The sequence below is a fragment of the Paenibacillus sp. FSL H3-0286 genome, from assembly GCF_045040705.1.
Lineage (GTDB): Bacteria > Bacillota > Bacilli > Paenibacillales > Paenibacillaceae > Paenibacillus_AQ > Paenibacillus_AQ odorifer.
In genome coordinates this window covers 4960463-4981460 of the sequence record NZ_CP150285.1, presented here as the reverse complement: position 1 = coordinate 4981460, position 20998 = coordinate 4960463, and the positions used below count along the sequence as shown (strand labels likewise).

17 protein-coding genes are annotated in these 20998 nt (G+C 43.4%); 13 read left to right on the top strand and 4 right to left on the bottom strand.

From position 1 onward, the window contains the following. Positions 1 to 122 precede the first annotated feature (122 nt). The 4 genes from MHB37_RS22465 (at position 123) to MHB37_RS22450 (ending at position 4668) form a co-directional block, all read left to right on the top strand. Positions 123 to 1538 carry an MFS transporter gene (locus tag MHB37_RS22465; protein ID WP_405168560.1) on the top strand — a complete coding sequence of 472 codons (1416 nt, stop codon included), beginning with the start codon at positions 123 to 125 and terminating at the stop codon, positions 1536 to 1538. Between the two features lie 134 nt (positions 1539 to 1672). Continuing rightward, entirely contained in the window at positions 1673 to 2434 is a 762-nt protein-coding gene (locus MHB37_RS22460; protein ID WP_405168559.1) for an ABC transporter ATP-binding protein, read from the top strand. Beyond that, positions 2424 to 4400 carry an ABC transporter permease gene (locus MHB37_RS22455; protein WP_341143361.1) on the top strand — a complete coding sequence of 659 codons (1977 nt, stop codon included), beginning with the start codon at positions 2424 to 2426 and terminating at the stop codon, positions 4398 to 4400. Before MHB37_RS22460 ends, MHB37_RS22455 begins: the two co-directional genes overlap by 11 nt. Before the next feature lie 46 nt (positions 4401 to 4446). Continuing rightward, positions 4447 to 4668, top strand: a complete 222-nt coding sequence (locus MHB37_RS22450; RefSeq protein WP_341143360.1) for a hypothetical protein — start codon at positions 4447 to 4449, stop codon at positions 4666 to 4668. Between the two features lie 88 nt (positions 4669 to 4756). Here the strand turns inward: MHB37_RS22450 and MHB37_RS22445 are convergent, their stop codons facing one another. Then, positions 4757 to 5764, bottom strand: a complete 1008-nt coding sequence (locus tag MHB37_RS22445; protein WP_341143359.1) for an ABC transporter substrate-binding protein — start codon at positions 5762 to 5764, stop codon at positions 4757 to 4759. A gap of 213 nt (positions 5765 to 5977) precedes the next feature. On the opposite strand from MHB37_RS22445, the gene MHB37_RS22440 reads away from it, so the two are divergent. The 9 genes from MHB37_RS22440 (at position 5978) to MHB37_RS22400 (ending at position 17849) form a co-directional block, all read left to right on the top strand. Further along, a complete protein-coding gene (locus tag MHB37_RS22440) occupies positions 5978 to 7036 on the top strand; it encodes an iron ABC transporter permease (RefSeq protein WP_076129506.1) in 1059 nt (352 codons plus the stop codon). Between the two features lie 62 nt (positions 7037 to 7098). Next, complete coding sequence (locus MHB37_RS22435) at positions 7099 to 8073, top strand: FecCD family ABC transporter permease (protein ID WP_370510750.1); 975 nt, start codon at positions 7099 to 7101, stop codon at positions 8071 to 8073. A gap of 42 nt (positions 8074 to 8115) precedes the next feature. Beyond that, complete coding sequence (locus MHB37_RS22430) at positions 8116 to 9831, top strand: ABC transporter ATP-binding protein (protein WP_341143358.1); 1716 nt, start codon at positions 8116 to 8118, stop codon at positions 9829 to 9831. Between the two features lie 42 nt (positions 9832 to 9873). Next, entirely contained in the window at positions 9874 to 10914 is a 1041-nt protein-coding gene (locus MHB37_RS22425; RefSeq protein ID WP_076129508.1) for an NAD(P)/FAD-dependent oxidoreductase, read from the top strand. A 144-nt stretch (positions 10915 to 11058) separates the two neighbouring features. Further along, positions 11059 to 12684: a helix-turn-helix domain-containing protein gene (locus MHB37_RS22420; protein WP_405168558.1), complete on the top strand. Its 1626-nt coding sequence runs from the start codon at positions 11059 to 11061 to the stop codon at positions 12682 to 12684. A gap of 132 nt (positions 12685 to 12816) precedes the next feature. Then, positions 12817 to 13842: an iron-hydroxamate ABC transporter substrate-binding protein gene (locus MHB37_RS22415; RefSeq protein ID WP_405168557.1), complete on the top strand. Its 1026-nt coding sequence runs from the start codon at positions 12817 to 12819 to the stop codon at positions 13840 to 13842. 159 nt (positions 13843 to 14001) lie between these two features. After that, positions 14002 to 15513, top strand: a complete 1512-nt coding sequence (locus MHB37_RS22410) for a spore germination protein (protein ID WP_405168556.1) — start codon at positions 14002 to 14004, stop codon at positions 15511 to 15513. After that, the gene (locus tag MHB37_RS22405) at positions 15510 to 16715 is read left to right on the top strand and encodes a Ger(x)C family spore germination protein (protein ID WP_405168555.1); all 1206 of its coding nucleotides are present in this window, start codon (positions 15510 to 15512) and stop codon (positions 16713 to 16715) included. The genes MHB37_RS22410 and MHB37_RS22405 overlap by 4 nt, the downstream gene beginning before the upstream one ends. A gap of 36 nt (positions 16716 to 16751) precedes the next feature. After that, complete coding sequence (locus MHB37_RS22400; RefSeq protein WP_076127405.1) at positions 16752 to 17849, top strand: GerAB/ArcD/ProY family transporter; 1098 nt, start codon at positions 16752 to 16754, stop codon at positions 17847 to 17849. A gap of 6 nt (positions 17850 to 17855) precedes the next feature. Here MHB37_RS22400 and MHB37_RS22395 read toward each other — a convergent pair whose 3' ends face one another. From MHB37_RS22395 to MHB37_RS22385, 3 genes are all read right to left on the bottom strand, one after another. Continuing rightward, complete coding sequence (locus tag MHB37_RS22395) at positions 17856 to 18086, bottom strand: hypothetical protein (protein ID WP_076127617.1); 231 nt, start codon at positions 18084 to 18086, stop codon at positions 17856 to 17858. Between the two features lie 142 nt (positions 18087 to 18228). Further along, a complete protein-coding gene (locus MHB37_RS22390) occupies positions 18229 to 19188 on the bottom strand; it encodes an ABC transporter substrate-binding protein (protein ID WP_256717201.1) in 960 nt (319 codons plus the stop codon). Positions 19189 to 19348: 160 nt separating this feature from the next. After that, positions 19349 to 20935 (bottom strand): AraC family transcriptional regulator, encoded by a 1587-nt coding sequence (locus MHB37_RS22385; protein ID WP_076192273.1) that lies wholly within the window; start codon positions 20933 to 20935, stop codon positions 19349 to 19351. Positions 20936 to 20998 lie beyond the last annotated feature (63 nt).

Below are 20998 nucleotides of genomic sequence, written 5' to 3'. Positions count from 1 at the left end.
TGCTTGAGGTTTTTTTGTGTTTGCTCCCTTATCAAGGAGTGAACCTCCCTTAACAGGTAGAGAAAAAGACCACTCTAAATGATAATAATTTCATAGATTGCAGATAAAAAGGTGGTCATACAATGGGACAACAACAAGTAGATTCACGCAGGTGGTATGCGCTGGGGGTTATTTTACTGCCAACATTACTTATTTCATTAAATACTTATATGATTCAAGTTGCGCTTCCATCTATGCAATATAGCTTGAACGCAAGCTTTTCGGAAGCACAGCTTATCGTTACCGGATTTTCGCTAGGATTAGCTGTGGCGTTGATTATTAGCGGAAAGCTTGGGGATATATACGGCAGAAAACGGATGTTGATGATCGGGGTGAGCGGGTTTACGGTCATGGCAGTGTTAGGCGGATTGACCTCAGATCCGGCACTTCTGATTGTTATTCGGATTGTGCAGGGATTGGCTGCGGCGCTTATTCAACCTCAGGTTCTATCTACGCTGCAGGTCAGCTTTCTGCCAAAGGAAAAAGGGTTTGTTTTCGGCATTTACGGCGCCATGATTGGCATTGGATTTGCATTCGGATTCATCCTCGGAGGTACTATTGTGAATTGGAATCCGTTCGATCTCGGTTGGCGGACAGTATTTTTTTTCAATGTGCCATTTGGACTTCTCGTCCTGCTGTTAATGCCGATTGTACCTGAAACACGGGCTGAGCAGGCGGGCAGTATTGATTGGACTGGAAGCTTCCTACTGCTGATCGGTTTGTTCCTGTTGATCTATCCGTTGTCAGAGGGACAAAAACAAGGGTGGCCGTTGTGGATTTTTGGCTGTCTAATGTTAGCTCTTTTCGTGTTGTTTACTTTTATCTGGGTTGAAAATCGAAAGGGAAAGCAGGGGACGTTACCGTTAGTCGATCTGTCTATTTTCAGAGATCGAACATTTAGCGCTGGTCTGGCAACCGCTCTTGTCCTTTATCTAAGTATGTTCTCTTTCTTTTTTATTTTGAGCTATTATATGCAATTTGGTTTGCACTATAGTGTTCAAGATACCAGTATGGTTTTCTTGCCTATAGGGATAGGCTTTTTTCTGACTTCCCTAATCTCGTCTCGAATGGTCAAAAGATGGGGGATGAGTGTACTTAAGATAGGAGCGCTGATGATGGGGAGCTGTATTCTGCTGCTTATGTTAGAGCTAAATGTGGACGTTACGCAGCTGCTAGACCCTCGTAATATCCTACTATTATTGATATATGGTTTCGGTCTCGGAATGGCTACTACACCTCTAGTCAGCGTTACGCTTAGTTCAGTACCCACAAAGATCACGGGCACGGGTTCAGGCTTGATCACTACCTTTATGTATTTTGCAAATTCGTTAGGAGTGGCGTTAATCGGTATTTTATTCTCCGCTTCGCTAAAGCATTCTCTTTTGGAAGCAGATCTAGCGGATTATGTAAGGGCGTTTTCCTTCTCATTAGCAGCAATCGGTGGACTTGCTTTTACTGGTTTTCTTTGCCTTTGTTTTTTTCGAGAGCGGAAATTATAGAGGAGGTATCCTGCTTTTTTTGCGCTGTGAGCAATCTAACAAACGAACGCCCTTCTTAGCTTTATAGTAATACCGAGTGATTGAATTCCATTTAATGTAACTCACTCCAAACCTATCAATGAGAAGGTGCCAGGATGTCCATACTGCAAGTAGAGAATCTCTCGAAAGAATATAAAGGCAAAACGAATCGGTTTCGAGCGCTGAACGGGATTAGTCTTAGTGTGGATAGCGGCGAGTTTGTGGCGATTATGGGACCCTCGGGGAGCGGGAAAACAACACTTTTAAATATACTAAGCGGAATAGACACGGAGTATAGTGGGGTTGTAAGAATTGCAGATACTAGTATAAGTGAGATGTCCAAGAACGAGCTTGCGATTTTTCGCCGGCAGCGTATGGGATTCGTTTTTCAGGATTACAATCTGCTGGATAGTCTGACCCTACGGGAAAATATCATGGTGCCCATGGTGCTGGATGATCAAGAGGTAGAAGATATCAATGCCAAGACAGATGAGATGTTATCGCTATTCGATCTGGATGAGGTGAAGGACAAATATCCTTATATGGTTTCAGGGGGGCAACAGCAGCGGGCGGCGATCAGCAGGGCGATTATAAATCATCCAGATGTGATTTTTGCGGACGAGCCGACGGGGAATTTGGATTCCAAATCCTCGAATACGGTGATGAAGACCTTCGCCAAGCTCAACACTCTAAAAGGAGCAACGATAGTGATGGTCACACATGATCCTTTTGCGGCCAGCTATTGTAATCGGGTGCTTTTTATCAAAGATGGGAAGGCTCTACTAGAGATTGCTAGAGAGAATAAAGAGCGCAGAGCATTTTTGGATCTGATTCTGGAGAACCTGGCCTTTATTGGAGGGGGAGAAGATGACCTTTAGGAGAATGGCATTTCAGATATTTAAGGCGAATCTTAGAAGATATTTGTTATTTTTCCTATGCAGCAGCTTTACGGTCATGATCTTTTTTACATTTTATTCGCTGTACAGTAATCCTGATTTTAATGACCCTTATCAAGTGAATGGGATGGTGTCAGGTAATTTATATGCTCCTTTTTTGGTGATAAGGGTGTTTGCTGTTCTGTTTATTGTATATGCTCAAATGGCCTTTTTAAAATTCAGAAAAAGCGACTTTGGGCTATTAATGGTACTTGGAATGACAAGCCACAATATCCGCAAAATCATTTTGTTCGAGAATAGCATGATCGCTTTAGCCTCGATTCTCACTGGTTTAGGTGCAGGGACAGTTTTCTCCGGTATTTTTTTCTTTATTGTTTCGCTGTTTGTAAATATTGGGGACAGTGCTTTTATACTGACGCCGGATAGTTATCTGTATACCATTAAATTCTTCGCGGTGATTTACATAGTGGTGATTGCAGTCAATTTGCTACTAACTTTGCGATACAGTATTTTACGTCTTTTAAAAGAGTCCAGAACCGCAGAACGCAACCTGATTCATGGGAAAATCACCGGGGTCATCGGAGTTTTACTCTTGGGAATCTCCGTTTATAATATGCTCACTCATTACAACCCTTCCGATGCTCGCATGATGTTAATAAATCTGGGAATTAGTATGTTAGGCGTTTATTTGCTGCTGTCAGGACTTGGGGACTGGTTGAAACTTTTTATATCGCGATCAAGCAGAGCATATCACAAGCACCTGCTGTTTAGTTCTAATTTGATCTATACCCTTGGTCGCTCCAAAATAGTGCTTTCTCTTATCACCTTCCTCGTCTTCATCACGATTTCTCTAAGCGGGATTATTTTTTATTTGACCTGGAATGCTGAGGATATTCCGGTTGCAAACAATCCATATGATATTGCCTATTCAGAAGTATTCGGAAAAAATAGCATCTCACCAAAAATACTAAGCGAGATCACGGATCATGGCGCCACGCCGCTGCTTTCACACCAAAAGCTGGAGTATATCGACTTGTTTAATTTCAAAATATTTCTGGACCAGAATATAAACGCATTAATCGGCACTGATTATCATGTGGAGAAAGATCACTTTCTAAATCTGGCCATAGTTGCACAAGGAGAAGAGTGGAAGAATCAAAGACCGGAAATGCCCACCTTTGATCTGATGCTTGCTTCCGGGAAGCATACGCTGTATTCACAAGGTATCCTATTTGACATGGTATTTAACCCTGTGCCGAATCTAATGAATGGTCTTCATATCATTGTAAACGAAGAGGATTATATGGCGCTGAAAGCGGAAAATAAAAAAGCGATCGGTAATCTTCAGCTCCTGAATTTTAAGGATTGGAAAAAAACTGCGGATATAGATGCTAAGTTAAATGCCGCTTTAGCCAAATATAACAAAGACAATACAGAGTCCTGGTATGGCAATGAGCGGCAAGAGGCCCTCGTATTCTCTACGAAGTCTAGAATAAGTGACTATCTACAGTTACAGGAGTCTGGCCGATTTGGAATCTTCGTAATTTCATTTGTTGGTTTAATATTTTTCGGCGCTTCTGGGATAGTGCTGCATTTCAGTATTCAGACCGATTTAGAGCGTGAGCGGATCAAATTCAGGAAGCTGAACAAGATTGGAATTACTTCTAAGGACGTGGCCCGCATTATAGGCGGCCCTTTAAAAGTGCTGTTTTTTCTCCCGTATGCATTAGGTATTGCATTGTCTTCTTTTTATGTTGTTAGTTCTTCCAGGGTTGAAATGTCTACAGCTCTGGAGCCGATGTGGTTTTGTTTGTTGGTAGGCGGAGCATATCTTTTATTTCAAGTCCTTTTTTATCGTATATACACCAAAATATACACTCGCAATATGCTGGCACATATTCAGCTACTCGATATTCCTTTAATAGAACAAAAGGGGATTTCAATTTAATCCCAAATATGATAATATTGGTGCACAAAACGTAGGGGGATTCCTTTTGAAAAAGATTTTATCCAGAATTGCAGTCGCATTAATGATCTTGACCCTTGTTGCGATAGTCACTTGCTTTTATATTGGTGAATTCACCTATGCGTATGGATTAATTTTGGTGCTGTTTTTCGTATTTGCGGGGATGGGGCAGCTCTATAAGCTTAAAAATGATGAGTATATGTACAAAAAACTAAATAACGCCGATGAGTATAATGAATATACTAGATGATATAAATTCAACAGAAACTTCTTATGTATAGCCAAACACCCCACTTTAGACAGTGCCTAAAGTGGGGTGTTTTTGTATGTGCCTATGTTTATTTCTTACCGTTGCGTTCAAGAATCATATCTACGAACAGATCAATCTGTGCGGTAATCGCAATCGGATCATAGCGGTAGTAGGTATCAAAATCATTGTAAAATAGATGATCGTTCTTCGCAGCATCAAGTCCGTTCCAAACTGGAGATTCCTTCAGTTCTTTCAGCTTATCCCCTTTTTTGTCAGGATCATAAGTGGTGAGGAACATGTAGTCAGCTGCATATTCTGGCAATAGCTCCATGGACAGCTGCAACGTTTGGTTGTCGTTGCTGTTCTTAGTAGGCATTTTTAGCTTAAGTGCGTTATAAAGGGCTTGTCCACCCCGGCCAGCATTATTTCCGAAGGTCCATAGCTCCCCTTTATCAGTCAGCTCATAGATTCCAAAAGTATCATTTTCATTTACGACACCTTTAAGCTTCTCGCGGCCTTCAGCAGCCTTTTTCTCAAAGTCAGCAATAAATTGTTCAGCTTTGTCAGGCACACCTACAATGTCACCGAACAGTTTAACAGTTTCATAGATATTTGTAGCGGTTCCGTATGGAATATGAATGGTTGGAGCAATTTTGGATAAAGCATCGTAGTTATCATCGTACATAACGACGATCAGGTCAGGTGTAAGTTCCAGAGCTTTCTCGGTGTTAACTGGAGCACCGACATCTTGTGTATTTGTGAGCAGGTCTTTCAAGAAGGGATTATCAAAGGTACTAGGTTCGACACCTACTACATTTGCTCCTACGGAGAGCAACTCCCCACCATAATAATCTGTAATAATCCGTTGTGGTTTTACAGGTATCTGTACAGTACCTTTAGTGGTTTCATAGCTACGCATTTCAGCAGCTGAAGCCTCAGGAGCAGCCGTTGGCTCAGTGCTTGGTGCTGTAGTTGCTTCTGTTGTTGCTGTTGGTTTATTAGATGAAGCATTGTTCGTTCCCCCGCAAGCTGTCACAAATACAGACAATAACATTATGAGTGCCAGGATGGGGAAGAGGGTCTTTCTTTTTAGCATGATAAACCTCCCTATATATATGTACCAATAAATAATAATGATAATCATTATCATTATTATTTTCAATTTGAACTTTATCAAATCCTAGATTTCCTGTCAATGCAATAAAATAAATGCCTCCTATTAAATCTATCTATTGCCAAACCTAGGAAGGCTCATTTACAATAGCATAGTGATAATGAGAATCAATTTCATAGAAATAAGGTGGCATTCATGAATCAACAGATATCTTCCAAGATTAGACCTAATAAAGGGTCAGCCATACAAGAGTTCCGTTCACGTCCTTGGGCTGCCACGTTAATCTTGGTTGGCGGTCTGGTACTATTAGCACTAGGTATCGCTGTTTCAGTCTCCTTCGGAGCGGCTGATATTAAACTTTCTGTGGTGTGGGCAGCCGTGTTTCACTTTAATCCGGAGATCATGGATCATCAGATTATTAGGGAATTACGATTACCCCGTGTACTTGGCGGGGCCATGATAGGGGCCAGCTTTGCAGTTGCGGGTGCCATTATGCAGGGGATGACCCGAAATCCACTCGCAGATTCAGGTTTGATGGGCATTAACTCAGGCGCAGGATTTGCGCTGGCGCTTTGTTTTGCATTTTTCCCGAACCTATCGTTTATGTATTTGATCCTATATTCCTTCGTTGGTGCCGGAGTAGGGGCTGGGGTTGTGTATGGGGTCGGTTCATTGGCCAAGGGAGGGCTGACTCCTGCACGTCTGGTGTTGGCGGGTGCTGCTTTTAGTGCACTGCTGTCAGCACTGAGTGAAGGGGTAGCTTTATATTTTCACATTGGGCAAGATTTGGCTTTCTGGTATGCGGGAGGCGTGGCTGGGACGAAATGGATTCAGCTTAAAGTCATGTTCCCTTGGATAGGAGCGGCGTTAATAGGAGCTATGGTATTATCCCGGTCGATTACAATGCTCAGCCTAGGTGACGATGTTGCTAAAGGGCTAGGCCAGCGCACAGGGCTTGTTAAGCTGGCAGGGACTTTAATTGTATTGATTCTGGCTGGATCATCAGTTGCCGTAGTAGGAGCCGTTGGGTTCATTGGACTAATTATTCCCCATTTGACCCGTTTTTTTGTAGGTGTGGATTACAGATGGATCATTCCATGTTCAGCTATTCTAGGCAGTCTGCTTGCAGTATTTGCAGATTTAACAGCGCGGATGATTAATCCCCCTAATGAAACGCCGCTGGGAGCCATTATTGCACTGATCGGTGTACCTTTCTTCCTTTATCTTGCACGTAAAGAAAGGAGGGAACTGTAATGATAGAGAAAACTTCATTCGATTCCTTCCAAGCCGCCAAAAATAAACGTGGCTTAGTTATAATGATTATTTTAGCTGTACTGATTGTTATTGCTTTTATTATTAGTATGAATACAGGATACATACGTTTGACACCTATGGAGCTGCTTAATACGTTATTCGGTAAAGGGACGGATAAGCAAGAGTTAATCTTGTTTCAATTTCGGTTACCGCGTATTGTGATCTCCGTTCTGATAGGCGCAGGTTTGGCTGTATCCGGAGCTGTGATGCAGGGCGTCTTTCGTAATGCTTTGGCCGACCCCGGCATCTTAGGGATTAACGCTGGCGCAGGAATTATGGTTATGCTGTTAATTTCTTTTTACCCAACGGCAACCGCGGCTCCGGTGTATCTGCTGCCTATGGTAGCGTTTGTTGGTGCGGCAATTACTGCTGCCTTGATTTATGTCTTAGCTTATAAACGGCATGAAGGAATAAAACCCATGCGCCTGTTGCTGACTGGTGTAGCGGTTGCAGCTGGAATGAGTGCAGCGATGATCGTGCTGACTCTTCGGCTGGATCCGGAGAAGTATCAGTTTGTGGCTACTTGGCTTGCCGGGAGTATTTGGGGCACAAGCTGGAAGTTTGTACTTTCTTTACTACCATGGATCGTAATTCTCGTGCCGTATGTCATCTATAAAGCAAGGGTAATGAACGTCCTTAATTTGGGTGAACAGACAGCCGTAGGACTTGGGGCTGCTGTAACCAAAGAACAATTCCGGCTTCTTGCCGCTGCGGTTGGTCTAGCTGCGGCAAGTGTTGCTGTGAGTGGCGGGATTGGCTTTGTCGGACTTGTCGGCCCCCATTTGGCGCGACGGCTAGTTGGACCCAAACATCAGCTCATGCTGCCAACCTCAGCGCTGCTCGGCTCACTGCTAGTCATTATAGCGGATACCATTGGACGCTGGATCTTACAGCCATCTGAGATCCCCACTGGAATCGTTGTTGCTGTAATTGGAGCGCCATACTTTTTGTATTTGCTAGCCCGTACTAAATCTTGATGAAAGAAGATGGTCACTCACCGGAAGGAGCGAATTTTTACAATGTTGCGTCGTTTTTTTGCTTACTATAGACCCTATAAGGGATTGTTTATTCTTGACTTCTCCTGTGCTATTGCTGCTGCACTGCTGGAACTAGTCTTCCCGTTGGCCGTTAACCGGGTAGTGGATGATATGCTGCCAAGTGGGAATTGGAAATGGATTCTCTATTCTTGCCTCGGTTTGATGGGGATCTATATCGTCAGCGCCTTTATGCATTTTGTCGTCACTTATTGGGGGCATAAGCTGGGGATTAATATCGAGTCGGATATGAGAAAAAAGCTGTTTGATCGTGTACAGAAGCTCTCTTTCAACTTCTTCGATAATAATAAAACAGGCCATTTGGTCTCACGGATGACAAATGATCTGATGGACATCGGTGAGATTGCCCACCATGGTCCTGAAGATTTATTCATAGCAGTGATGACGCTGCTGGGTGTATTCGGTATCATGCTTAGCATTAATTGGCAATTAGCGATTCTGACCTTTGTAATTGTCCCGCTGATGATTTATTTATCCATGTACTTCAGTCGTAAAATGTCCAAAGCGTTCCACATTATGTTCGCGGACATTGCTGACTATAACGCACGCGTAGAGAACAATGTAAGCGGGATCCGTGTTGTGCAAGCTTTTGCTAATGAGAATCATGAAATTTCCCGCTTTGCGGTTAATAACGAACGCTTCCGTATTACGAAGCTAATGACCTACCGAATTATGGCTTGGAATTCATCCTTTAGCTTTGTGCTCATGAAGCTGGTCTCGTTATTCGTTCTTGTGTGCGGAACCTATTTTGTAATCCAGAAGCAGATGACCTACGGTGAATTTATTGCCTTTGTGATGTTGTCTAATGTCTTCTTAGGACCTTTGCAACAGATTAATTCGGTCATTGAGACCTATCCTAAAGGGATCGCTGGTTTCAAACGTTATCTTGAACTGCTGGAGACGGAGCCGGATGTTGATGACGCAAAAGACGCTAAGCCAGTGTCTCATCTGTCAGGGAATATAACCTTCCAGGATGTAGCTTTTGCTTATAGTGATAAGGAAAAGGTGCTAACCAATGTGAACTTATCGATTTCAGCAGGAGAGACCGTTGCGCTTGTGGGTCCATCCGGTGCTGGTAAGACAACACTTTGCAGCTTGCTGCCACGCTTTTACGATGTAAGCGAAGGCAACATCTCTATTGATGGAATAGATATTCGCTCCATGACGTTAGAATCACTTCGTTCCCATATCGGGATTGTACAACAAGATGTATTCCTGTTTGACGGAACTATCCGTGAGAACATTGCTTACGGCAGATTGGGAGCTTCCGATGAAGAAATCTGGGAGGCTGCTGGGCGCGCTCAGCTGGAAGAACTGATTAAATCTCAGCCCGCCGGGCTGGATACAATGATCGGAGAGAGAGGCGTCAAGCTTTCTGGCGGCCAGAAGCAGAGGTTGTCCATCGCCCGGATGTTCTTGAAGAATCCGACGATTCTCATTCTGGACGAAGCTACATCTGCACTGGATACTGAAACGGAGTCCGCTATACAAGAGGCGCTCGCAGAGTTGTCTGAGGGACGCACAACACTTGTTATTGCTCATCGCCTTGCAACGATCAGAAATGCGGACCGGATTGTTGTCGTTGCGGAAGGTGGCATCGCAGAACAAGGTAAGCATGAGGAACTGCTGCAGACTGCCGGAATTTACAGCCGATTGCATGAAGCGCAGTTTGGAGCTTAAGTAGCTGAAGGGATCACTAGAATATAATTTTGGAGGGACACAATGAATAAACAACTGGAATTATACGATGTAACCATTATTGGTGGCGGACCTGCTGGGATGTATACAGCTTTTTATAGCGGAATGAGAGACTTGAAGACAAAGCTAATTGAAGCGAAGGATGAGCTCGGAGGAAGAATGCTTATCTATCCCGAAAAAATGATCTGGGATGTAGGAGGCGTAACCCCAACTCTTTGTCATCAACTAATCGGTCAGCTCAAGGAGCAGGCTCAAACCTTCGATCCGACTATTGTGTTGGGTCAGCAAATTATGAATCAAGAGAGACAAGAGGATGGAACGTACATCCTGACCTCTTCTACTGGGGAACAACATTGGACCCGCACAGTTATTTTGGCCATTGGTTACGGAATTCTGCAGATGGCAAAGCTTGAAATTGAAGGTGCAGATCGTTATGAGGTGACAAATCTTCATTATACCGTTCAAGAGCTGGAGCCGTTCCGCGGTAAAAGAGTGTTAATCTCCGGTGGAGGCAACTCCGCAGTAGATTGGGCGAATGAATTGGAGCCTATCGCTGCAAGTGTGACTATTGCACATCGTCGTGAACAGTTTGGCGGGCATGAGAAAAACATTGTACGGATGAAGGAATCCTCAGTCAATGTACGTGCGCCATATGCAGTAAGCCAATTACACAGCAGTAATGGTGAAACGATAGATCAGGTTACGATCAGTCATATAGAGACAGGTGAAACAGAGCAGTTTGAAGTGGATGCTGTCATTGTGAATCATGGTCTGAAAAGCGATTTTGGTCCGTTAAAAGAATGGGGCCTTGATATGGGCGAATGGTGTGCGAATGTAACTGATAAGCTAGAGACTAATCTTCCGGGTATATTCGCAGCAGGTGACTTTGTGGATTATGCAAGCAAGGTTCGTTTGATCGCAGGTACTTTCACTGATGCGGCTCTGGCGCTTAATAGCGCTAAGCTGTACATAGACCCAACCGCGGCCAAAGTCGCTTACGTATCTTCTCACAATGAACGGTTCAAAGAGAAGAATAAAGCGCTTGGAGTCGTTGACGACCACTAAGGATAGAGGCTTTTCAAACCATAAAATCTGAAGTTTTATATAAGGCGTATAGGGGATCTTATCCATTTCGAGCGGAGAGGAACCTTATACGCTTGCTTTATATTTTATGAGTTATTAAGTCTAGAAGTCTGGAAGGGAGCAGGAATGAAGCTATCTAATAATAACCCGGTTCATAGAATTTATCTGTTAAAAGAGGCAGGAAAACGCCAATGCGGCGGCGGTCACATTAGTAAACCCCAGATTGCCCAGTCCCCACTCTTCCTGACACCAATAGAAGCCATCGTTCAAATAACCATAGAAGGAGAGACAGTAGCTCTTAAAAATGGTGAAATTCTTTTTCTAAGCGCAGGTGCGACTTATCAAATTAATGCTCCATTAGAGACCGTTATCTCTGTTCTAGCAATCTCCTATGAGGTATATGGGCTAAGTAATAGCACTGAGCAAGAATTGGTCTATGGACTTTGCCGTGAAATTTTTCCGGTCAATGGGATTTTACCTATACGTACGACGAATAAAATAACCCGCTTCTTCAGCGAATTGGAAGACGTTGCTGCCAATGATTTAGAAACACAGGCAGATAGAATTCAATCCTTGCTGTATCAGCTACATCAACTGGTCGTAGAGGCTGACGCTGAAGCAGACATTACGGATAGTTCATATTTCAGAATGCTCTCTTATATCCACCAGAATTTCCAAAGGGAGATTACGCGGGAGATGATGTCTCGAATAATGGGCTTCAATCCTCGTTATTTCTCAGTATGGTTCCGCAAGCAGACGGGTTGGAGCTTCACCGAATATGTAGCGCATTTAAGAGTAAATAAAGCGAAAAAACATTTGATGTCCAGCAAAGCAACCATACAGGAAATTTCGCAAAAAGTAGGCTATACAGATGGACTATATCTGAGCCGCAAATTCAAGCAAGTCACCGGGATGACCCCAACAGAGTTCCGTTTGCGTCCCAAACCAAAGCGGATAGTAGCGTTGCAATTTTTAGGGGATTTACTTGCGCTGGGTGTGAAGCCTGTCGCGGTTGAAGAAGATGTGATGAATTACTCCTTGCTTTTGCTGCCGGAACTGGCGGGTGTACGATCATTTGAGTTGCAGGGATGTCCGGAGGAAGCGGAATGGCCTGGGCTGGAAGCCGATTTAGTTATTGCACCAACCTATCTGAGCCCCCGTCAGCTTAAATGCATGGAGAAGTTGGGTCCACTAGTTACGGTAGAGTGTGATAAAATGGACCGCCTGGAACAGATTCGTTTATTCGGCAGACTGCTGGGAGAAGAGGAGCGGGCAGAGGCATGGATAAGGCACTATCATTTGAAAATAGATTTGGCCAAGCAGCGCTTGTCCTCACTAATTGAATCTGGTGAAACGGTAGCGGTGTATGAGATCAGGCAAGATAACAGTATTTATATCTGGAATCATACAGCCCGCGGGGTGTACAATCTGTATCCAATGCTGGGGTTAACTCCACCGGACAAGGTAAGGTCAGATGTTCTGGAGCGGAATGATCATTTATGCATCTCACTGTCGGAATTGCCAATATACGCGGCTGACCATATGTTTGTGGTTGTATCAGGACAAGAGGACTGGATGTCGAGGACACGTAAACGGATTAGTAAAAGTGCGGTTTGGCGCAATCTTCCAGCATTCAGGAATGAACGCATATATTACCTGAAGCTTGAGGAATTTTGGGGCAGCGAAGGGCTTGCGCTCGAACGCCAATTGGAGATACAGACAGATTTGTTAACCGGCCATAATTTAAGCTGACAATCGTCCATAGCAAAATTGATGTATTAGCGTGTATATATGTTTTCCCGCGGAGACGGTATATTAAACAAAGATCTAAATGATATTGATTATCAATATCACAATAATATATAGTCTCAAGGGGGATTTACATTGTACAAAATAATATCATTAGGAAAAACAAGCATGATAGCCGTTATGCTTACGCTGGTGCTGCTGTTGAGCGCGTGCGGACAAGCAGCTAATCAGGGGGATGCTCCAGCTAGCACGTCGGCTGAAGTGGCTAAAAGCACTAATGATTCTGTAGTTGCCAGCTCGGAGCCGGCTGCTGATGCAGAGTACTGGACATACGAAAGCGATAAAGGCCCGGTGCAGATTCCACGCAATCCACAAAGAGTTGTGATTCCGGTACAAGACTTTATTGGTGATCTTCTGACGCTTGGCGTGACGCCCATTGCCGTTGCAGGGAATGACATCTTGAACCATCCATATTTCAAAGAGGCACTGACCGGTGTTGAAGTAGTAGGCGATGACATGACAGTGTCCCTGGAGAAAATAACGAGCCTCGAACCGGACTTGATTATCACTTATCAGGAAGATACCTATGAGCAAATCTCCAAGATTGCTCCAACGGTCTTTATTCCTTGGGGCAAATACGACTATAAGGAACGATTGATCGAGATCGGGAAAATCTTGAACAAGGAGCAGCAGGCTGTAAAGTGGGTGGCGGATTTCAATCAGAAGCTGGAAGCGAAGAAAGCGGAATTGGCTGATCTGATCGCAGCTGACAAAAAGGTGGCGATCTTTGAAATTGCCGGTAAAGAGCTGTATTTATATGGTTCGTCATATGGGCGTGGTGGAGAGATTATTTATAACGGATTGGGGCTGCATGCACCTGATCTTGTCCAAGAGGCAGCCTTTAAAGAAGGCTGGGCTTCCCTCTCACTCGAAGCGTTGCCCGAGTACTTAGGAGAAGCTGATTATATCTTCCAAGGCTTCAGCCGTGGTGTGGAGCAGGATAAGCTGGACATTCTGGACAGTGTCTTCTGGCAAAGCCTACCTGCTGTTAAGGCGGGTCATGTATTCACCTACGATCTTAAAACTTATTATCTCTCCGATGCTTATGCGCTGGACAAGCAGCTGGATGAGATAGTTACGTTGCTGAAGTCTCTTCAATAAGTTAATTTCAAAAGAGTATAAGGGGATGTTCGCGGAGCTATAGTAGCTCAAGGACATCCCTTTTGCGTATTCATTTTCCAAGCTAAGGCAGATTACAAATTCCATTAGTTGCATAAAAAAGCAATCAAGAACAAATAGTATGGGCAGGAGGTGTTGATTATGGAACCCTTGAACTCTACTATTTTGGACGATAATCTTAAAGAGCTTCAAGAAAGACTTGGCCATAGCCCTGATATTGTTATTCGTAGAATTAAATCCACCACCACACAGGTTGAGGTAGCTGCCGTATATATTGAGGGGTTAATAGAAAAATTGATGGTCAATGAGTTCGTGGAGCATGCGATGTCGTTCGATAAGCTAAGTGAAGAAAACCCAGTGATCACATCGGCTGAGGACATCTTTTTGTATATGAAAGAATTGGCGAGAGGGATCGGAGAAGAACAGACAGTTGGAGATTGGGATGTGCTTTTTGAGGCTTTATTCTCTGGAGATACCGTTCTTTGGATAAACGGGATAAGGGAAGCAATCAGAGGGAATACAAGCGGCGGTGAGGTTAGAACGGTATCGGACGCTACAACTCAAGTAGCCATTCGTGGCTCCAAGGAAGGCTTCACGGAATCTATTGGGACGAATATCTCTCTGGTGCGCAGGAAAATAAAAAGCCCTAATCTCTGGGTGGAGTCGATGAAGATAGGTGACGTAACCCAAACGAATGTATCTATTATGTATATCCATGGGATCGTCAATGATAATACCTTACATGAGCTTAGAACTAAGCTGCAAAGTATTGATATAGACGGGATTCTGGAATCTGGATACATTGAGCAATTTTTAGAAGACACTCCCTTTTCCCCATTCCCAACACTATACAATACTGAACGTCCTGACAGTGTGGCTGGAAATCTTTTAGAAGGACGAGTTGCTATTTTTGTGGATGGAACCCCGTTTGTGCTGATTGCACCCACTACCTTTTTTATGTTTTTACATGCAGTTGAAGATTACTACCAGCGTTATGATATTACGACTTTGATTCGAGTATTGAGATTTGTTTGCCTTATTATTTCGTTATTTGGCCCAGCACTCTTTATTGCGATTCTGAATTTTCATCAAGAAATGATCCCAACAGCCCTACTTATTAATTTCGCTTCGCAAAGGGAGGGGGTTCCATTTCCGGCCTTTATTGAGGCTATGCTGATGGAATTTACCTTTGAGATTATACGTGAAGCAGGAATTCGTATGCCATCCCCTATAGGTCAAACTGTATCGATTATCGGCGGCTTAGTGTTGGGTCAGGCAGCGGTGCAAGCGGGTATTGTCTCACCTGCAATGGTTATTGTAGTTTCACTTACAGGAATATCCAGCTTTGCTACTCCTGCTTTTAATATGGCTCTTTCCATACGCATCTTGCGTTTCATCATTATGTTTATTGCAGCCTTTATGGGGCTTTATGGAATAACGATCTTTACTTTTATTATGGTTGCTCATATGTGTAGCTTGAAATCGCTGGGATTTCCCTATATGTCTCCGTTTGGCCCTTTTATCGCTGAGAATCAGAAGGATTCCATCCTGCGCGTGCCTTTGAAATATATGAGAACTCGGCCGCGTCTTGTTAGCCAAAAGAATAATACTCGACTTAAGGTGAATGATGGAAAGCCGGGTAGTGGCAAATGAAGATCGGATGGATGATGCGTTCATTTATTTGTATATGCTGCTTAATGTTGCTGACAAGCTGCTGGAACAGTAGGGAATTAAACAATTTAGGCATTGTGACTGGTATAGGCGTGGATAAAGTACCGAATAAAGAGGAATATCATGTTACTTTTCAGATTGTGAATCCATCCTCAACAGCTACAAGTGCAGGAGCTAGCACCGGACAACCCACGGTCACTATTTATTCTTCTACGGACCGTACGATCTTTGGCGCTTTTCGCAAGACTTCAAAAAAGGCGGCAAGACAGATGTTTTTTGCACACACGCAGCTATTAGTTTTAGGCGAATCTACAGTGAAGAGCGGTATTGATGGGATTTTTGACATCTTTGAAAGGTCCCATGAGCTGCGGCTCAACACGAATGTTATTGTAGCCAGAGATACGGAAGCATCCTCTATTCTGAAACTATTACTTCCAGTAGAAAGCCTGCCTGCAATAGGGATTATTAAAAAGAGTAAAAATACCGCTAGAATATATGGAGAAAGCCGGGATATCAATGTTTTTGAGCTAATTAATGGTCTCAGTGGAGAAGGGTCAGTAGTGATATCCGGAGCCAGAATTCTTGGAGACGCTGAAGAAGGAGCTAAAAAATCCGGGATGGAGCAAACTAAAGTAAAAGCACTTGTCACAATGAGCGGGCTTAGCGTATTGAAAAAAGGGGTTCTTCAGGGATGGCTGGATGGACCTCTTGCCCGGGGGGCACTGTGGGTACAGAACGAGATTAATGAAACCAGTATTAATGTAGATTCAGATGAGGTTAAGGATTCGATAGCCGTGAATATTAATCATTCAAAAACAAAAATTAAGATTGAACTCCGCAATAAAGTACCCGTCATTCATGTAAATGTTGTGGAAGAGGGGACACTTAGTGAGGCTCAGAGTTATATTGAGCTAAGTAATAGAGAGGTAATCGTTCAATTGGAACAACAAGTGGCTCTTAAAACTAAACAGGAAATAACCCAAGCCTTACAGGCTGCTCAAACTATGAAATGCGATATTTTCAATTTCGGGAATGAACTGAAGCGTATAAACCCAAAAGCGTGGGAGACCGTTAAGGACAATTGGGAGTCAGTGTTCGCCGAAGCGGAAGTGGACGTTTCTGTGGAGGCATATATTCGCAGTGTAGGAATGAGGTTAGAGCCAAAATTGTTAAAGGGAAAATGACAGGGTTCAGTGAGAAAGGTGGGAGAAGGCCACTTTATGAAAAAAGAAACCATCAGCGCGAGTCAATTATTTGCTTTGATTTTTTTGTTTGAATTGGGAACGGCCCTTGTGGTACCGATTGGACTTGAAAGTGGCCATGCCGTCTGGATTGCTATTCTGTTAGCTTTGCCCGGTGGACTTCTTTTGTATTTAATTTATGTTTATTTATACCGGCAATATCCGGGCATGATTATTAGCGGGTATACAAGAAAGATACTGGGCAATGTTATAGGCTGGCCGTTAAGCTTAACATACATTCCAATCCTTCTCTTCAATGGCTCCCGAAATCTGCATGAATCAGGTGAGTTGTTAATAGCTGCTTCTTACGACAGAACACCCGTGTTCATCATTTATGCAATGATGGTTGTTGCGGTAATTTACATCTTAAATAAGGGGATTGAGGTGTTTGCGCGGGCGGCTGAGATTTATATGCTGATTATAATATTGTTGGGCTTGACCAGTTGCTTTTTGGTTATTGCCGCCGGACTTGTAAAACTAGATAACTTGTTTCCGTTACAGGCCTCGGATTGGAAGAATGCATTAAAATCAGCCTATCTGAATATATGGCTATTTCCGTTCGGGGAGATGGTATGTTTCACTACGATTTTACCTCATATCAAAAAAACCAAGGTAGCAAAAAGAACCGGAATCATCGCAATGACTTTATGCGGATTATTACTCAGTTTTACCCATGCCATCGAAATATCCGTTCTAGGAACAGAAATCTACAGTAGAGCCAATTTTCCGATGTTCACTACGATAACGTTAGTAAATCTGGCCAATTTCATTCAACGTTTGGACGCGCTTGTGCTCTTAACCTTAATCATTGGAGTATTTTTTAAAATGTCAGTATATTGCTATGCTGCAATGGTAGTCACTGCAGATCTATTCAAGGTGCAAGACAGCAGGAAGCTCGCTGTTCCCGTTGGTATTGTTGTTTTGTTCGGGGCTTTTATTAGTTCAGCGAATTATCCGATACATATGGACGAAGGAAGGATATTTCTGAAATATATTTTGCCGTATTTCTGTGCCGCTGTACCTATTCTCTTGTTTATCGTTCATTACATCCGCAGAAAATTAGGAAGCATAGGTTAGTTTATTTTATTTGATGGATTTATTGCTTCTATTTCGGATAGAGGATGTAATTGTATTAACAAAAGGTAAGGAGATAAAAACGAGCATAGTTATTGATTCCTGTATGCTTGTAGCTGCAAAGGAGTCATAGATCGTCCGCATTGAAGCGGTGAGGGTTTCTCCTGATAAAAGGTCGATGATTACTGCCATCAGCAACCCCATGAAAGCAAGCATGAAATATAGTGATAGTAATTTCATAATGATCAACTCCATTTGCTAGATTAACCTTAGGCTAAATGTATTATTACCTCTTGAGTGTTTTTGTAGTCAAAAGACATAACAAATCCCCTACTGCTCCAACGTTGTTGGAAGCAGTAGGGGATTCTAATTTAAGCGCATTTTATTGTGTAAGCCAAGCAGCCAGCTCTTCGGTCTGGGATAACACGGCAATTGGATCATAGTACCAGGAACGTTCTTCTTTCCATACATAGAGATGGCCATTTTTTACAGCGGGTAGGCTACTCCAGATTGGATCAGCTTTGTATTCAGCTTCTGTACGGTTATTGGAAGTTAAGATAATATAGTCTCCTGCGTATTTAGCGAGTGCCTCTGTAGAGATTTCCGCCCATTGCTTCTCCATAATTTCTGCGGCCACAGCTGTAGGGGGCTTGCGACCCAGCGCCTGATAGACAGGCTGTCCGCCTCGGCCAAAGTTATCGCCATAGGCCCAAATGGATTTGCCGCCGTCTTCCATGATGGAAAACGTTGCATCTGCAGGGAGTACTTTGTCTACTTTGGCTTTAGCTTCAGCTATCCGTTTGTCGTAATCTGCAAGCCAGCTTTTGGCTTCCTCTTCTTTACCAAGGAGTTCTCCAAAATAGGTTAATTCGGCATGAGCATCTTTCAGATCACCATATGGCACAACGATGGTTGGAGCAATTTTGCTTAGTGCTTCATAGCTTTCAGCTTGTCCAGAAATAATCAAATCAGGATTAAGTGCGATGATTTTTTCAGGTGACATTTTGCCGTAAGTTCCAGTGTCTGCAACTCCAGTAAGTGCCTCCTTAAAATACATATTCTCCAGTGTTAATCCGGGAGCACCAACAGGGATGGTATCTAGCGCAATCAGACTGCCCAGATATTCCTCAGCGACAATCCTTTTAGGTTGAACAGGGATTTCAATATCACCATTTATAGTAGTGACCTTTTTAAGAGCAGCCGTTTCCGTTGTTTCTGTTGGTTGACTAGTTTCGGTAGGTGCTGTAGTAGCCGATGATGTGTTGCTGGTGTTACTGCCTGTATTCCCCTCAGAGTTATTGGAATTCCCGCAAGCTGATATGACTAGAATTAATGCCAGCATGAGGGGAAAAAGAAGCCAATGGGATTGTTTGGTGCTATTTTTTCCTGGATTATGCAATTTGTTGTTCCTCCTATGTATATTGATTATCATTCTCAATAAGAACTTTACAAGCTTCACCGGGTATTTACTATGGACGGATATGATCTCAGCTTATGCAAATTTATGATGTCATTACCCGTAGCAATTCTTGAAGCTGTGCCTGTGAGGACAGTGGGTCAAATCCGTAGAACATATCACCTTGGTTCAGAATATATACCCGTCCGTTACGTACTGCATCTAATTGCTTCCAGGCTTTAGAATGTAGTAGGCGAGTAAAACGTTGTCTTCCCTCAGAAGATGAAGGGATGCTGGTGATAATAATATGGTCAGCAGGAAACGATACGATATCCTCAATAGATGCCTCTAAATATCCGGAATCGGTGATCCCTTTTTCAATAATTACGGAGGGGGGCTTGAAGCCAAGATCACCGTATAAAATTTGGCAACCTCTGCCGAAGCTGCTACTGAAACAGTAGGCGGATCGGGAGCTAACCTCCCACACGATAGCCGTACCTCTCTCCATTCCTATTGCATGGTTTAATAACCCGTTGGCAGTAAGACAAAGTCTGTCATAATGACTTAGCCACTGTTCAGCACGCTGTCGTCGATTCACAACCTCGGCAATCAGAGCAAATTGCTCTCGCCAACTCATTTGCATAAAGGGCAGCTCAATAACCGGAGCAACAGGAGTCAGAATCTTATTGTCGGGTAGACTGTAGCCGATAATGACATCTGGCTTTACCGCAGCTACTGAGTCATAGAGTAATGAAAATTTGCCCTCGCTCATTTGAAGCTGTTTGGAAGCGGGAACTTGTTCCAAGCTATGCTGCCATTCGGAATAAACCCCGAGTTGAGGCATGATTTCCAGTACTCGCAGGCTAGCGGTGTGATTATAGTTCAGGGCAACGACCCGTTTATTCTTATTCTGGTAGGCTGTAGGTGAAACGCCAACAAGCTGCTTGAATTTTCGGCTCAAATAAGTTCCCTCTTCGTAACCAACCTCATGTGCCAGTGTTGTCAGATTGGGGGAACTGGTCAGGATTCGTTGCTGGGCTTTACGGATTCTAAGGAGTGTAATATAAGCACTGAAGGATAGACCTATTGATTTGCGAAAGGCTCGCGAAAAGTGCTCAGGGCTCACTTCAGCTAAAGCAGCCATTTGATCCCGTGTGATATCTTCATTGTAATGAGCTTCTATATACTCCGTCACTTGCTCCATCCAACTGCTTGATCTTTCTTTACGGGATGTCAGTTCACTATGAAGCTCCACTAGGAACTGGGTGAATAGCTGCTGGACCCTAAACGGCTTTTGCTTATCAGCGTCTATCCAGGCACTGTAAAGCTCACCTGCCAAGGCTGTCAAACGTGTGGAGGCATGGTGGACAGGGGAGTTGTCATTTATAAAAATGTCCTCATCTTTACTCTGGGGTATACAGGAATACTCAATCCATATCCCCTTTAACTGTAATTCAGGTTCCATCTTCAATAAAGAAGAACTACTAAGGGCTATTAAGCTTCCGGCCATGACCTTGTGTAGCTTACCGTCTATTTCAAGAAAACCTTTCCCATCCCAGATTATCATAAGGCTGGAATTAGTAGAAGAAATGTTTGAGGCTGTGTAGTTGGTTATTCCCGATAAGCTGATGACCCGAAGGGGCATATAAAAAGGATGGGATGAATAAGGCATCCCGTCGGATTGGATCTGCATGTAGTAATCCCCTTCTTTTCATTGATAATCATTCTCATTTATAGTATAACAGTCTTTCTTACT

Excerpts from the sequence above, each read along its gene's own strand:
- MHB37_RS22465 (WP_405168560.1), top strand. The coding sequence starts at position 123 with ATGGGACAACAACAAGTAGATTCACGCAGGTGGTATGCGCTGGGGGTT.
- MHB37_RS22460 (WP_405168559.1), top strand. The coding sequence starts at position 1,673 with ATGTCCATACTGCAAGTAGAGAATCTCTCGAAAGAATATAAAGGCAAA.
- MHB37_RS22455 (WP_341143361.1), top strand. The coding sequence starts at position 2,424 with ATGACCTTTAGGAGAATGGCATTTCAGATATTTAAGGCGAATCTTAGA.
- MHB37_RS22445 (WP_341143359.1), bottom strand. The coding sequence starts at position 5,764 with ATGCTAAAAAGAAAGACCCTCTTCCCCATCCTGGCACTCATAATGTTA.
- MHB37_RS22440 (WP_076129506.1), top strand. The coding sequence starts at position 5,978 with ATGAATCAACAGATATCTTCCAAGATTAGACCTAATAAAGGGTCAGCC.
- MHB37_RS22435 (WP_370510750.1), top strand. The coding sequence starts at position 7,099 with ATGATTATTTTAGCTGTACTGATTGTTATTGCTTTTATTATTAGTATG.
- MHB37_RS22430 (WP_341143358.1), top strand. The coding sequence starts at position 8,116 with ATGTTGCGTCGTTTTTTTGCTTACTATAGACCCTATAAGGGATTGTTT.
- MHB37_RS22425 (WP_076129508.1), top strand. The coding sequence starts at position 9,874 with ATGAATAAACAACTGGAATTATACGATGTAACCATTATTGGTGGCGGA.
- MHB37_RS22420 (WP_405168558.1), top strand. The coding sequence starts at position 11,059 with ATGAAGCTATCTAATAATAACCCGGTTCATAGAATTTATCTGTTAAAA.
- MHB37_RS22410 (WP_405168556.1), top strand. The coding sequence starts at position 14,002 with ATGGAACCCTTGAACTCTACTATTTTGGACGATAATCTTAAAGAGCTT.
- MHB37_RS22405 (WP_405168555.1), top strand. The coding sequence starts at position 15,510 with ATGAAGATCGGATGGATGATGCGTTCATTTATTTGTATATGCTGCTTA.
- MHB37_RS22400 (WP_076127405.1), top strand. The coding sequence starts at position 16,752 with ATGAAAAAAGAAACCATCAGCGCGAGTCAATTATTTGCTTTGATTTTT.
- MHB37_RS22395 (WP_076127617.1), bottom strand. The coding sequence starts at position 18,086 with ATGAAATTACTATCACTATATTTCATGCTTGCTTTCATGGGGTTGCTG.
- MHB37_RS22390 (WP_256717201.1), bottom strand. The coding sequence starts at position 19,188 with ATGCTGGCATTAATTCTAGTCATATCAGCTTGCGGGAATTCCAATAAC.
- MHB37_RS22385 (WP_076192273.1), bottom strand. The coding sequence starts at position 20,935 with ATGCAGATCCAATCCGACGGGATGCCTTATTCATCCCATCCTTTTTAT.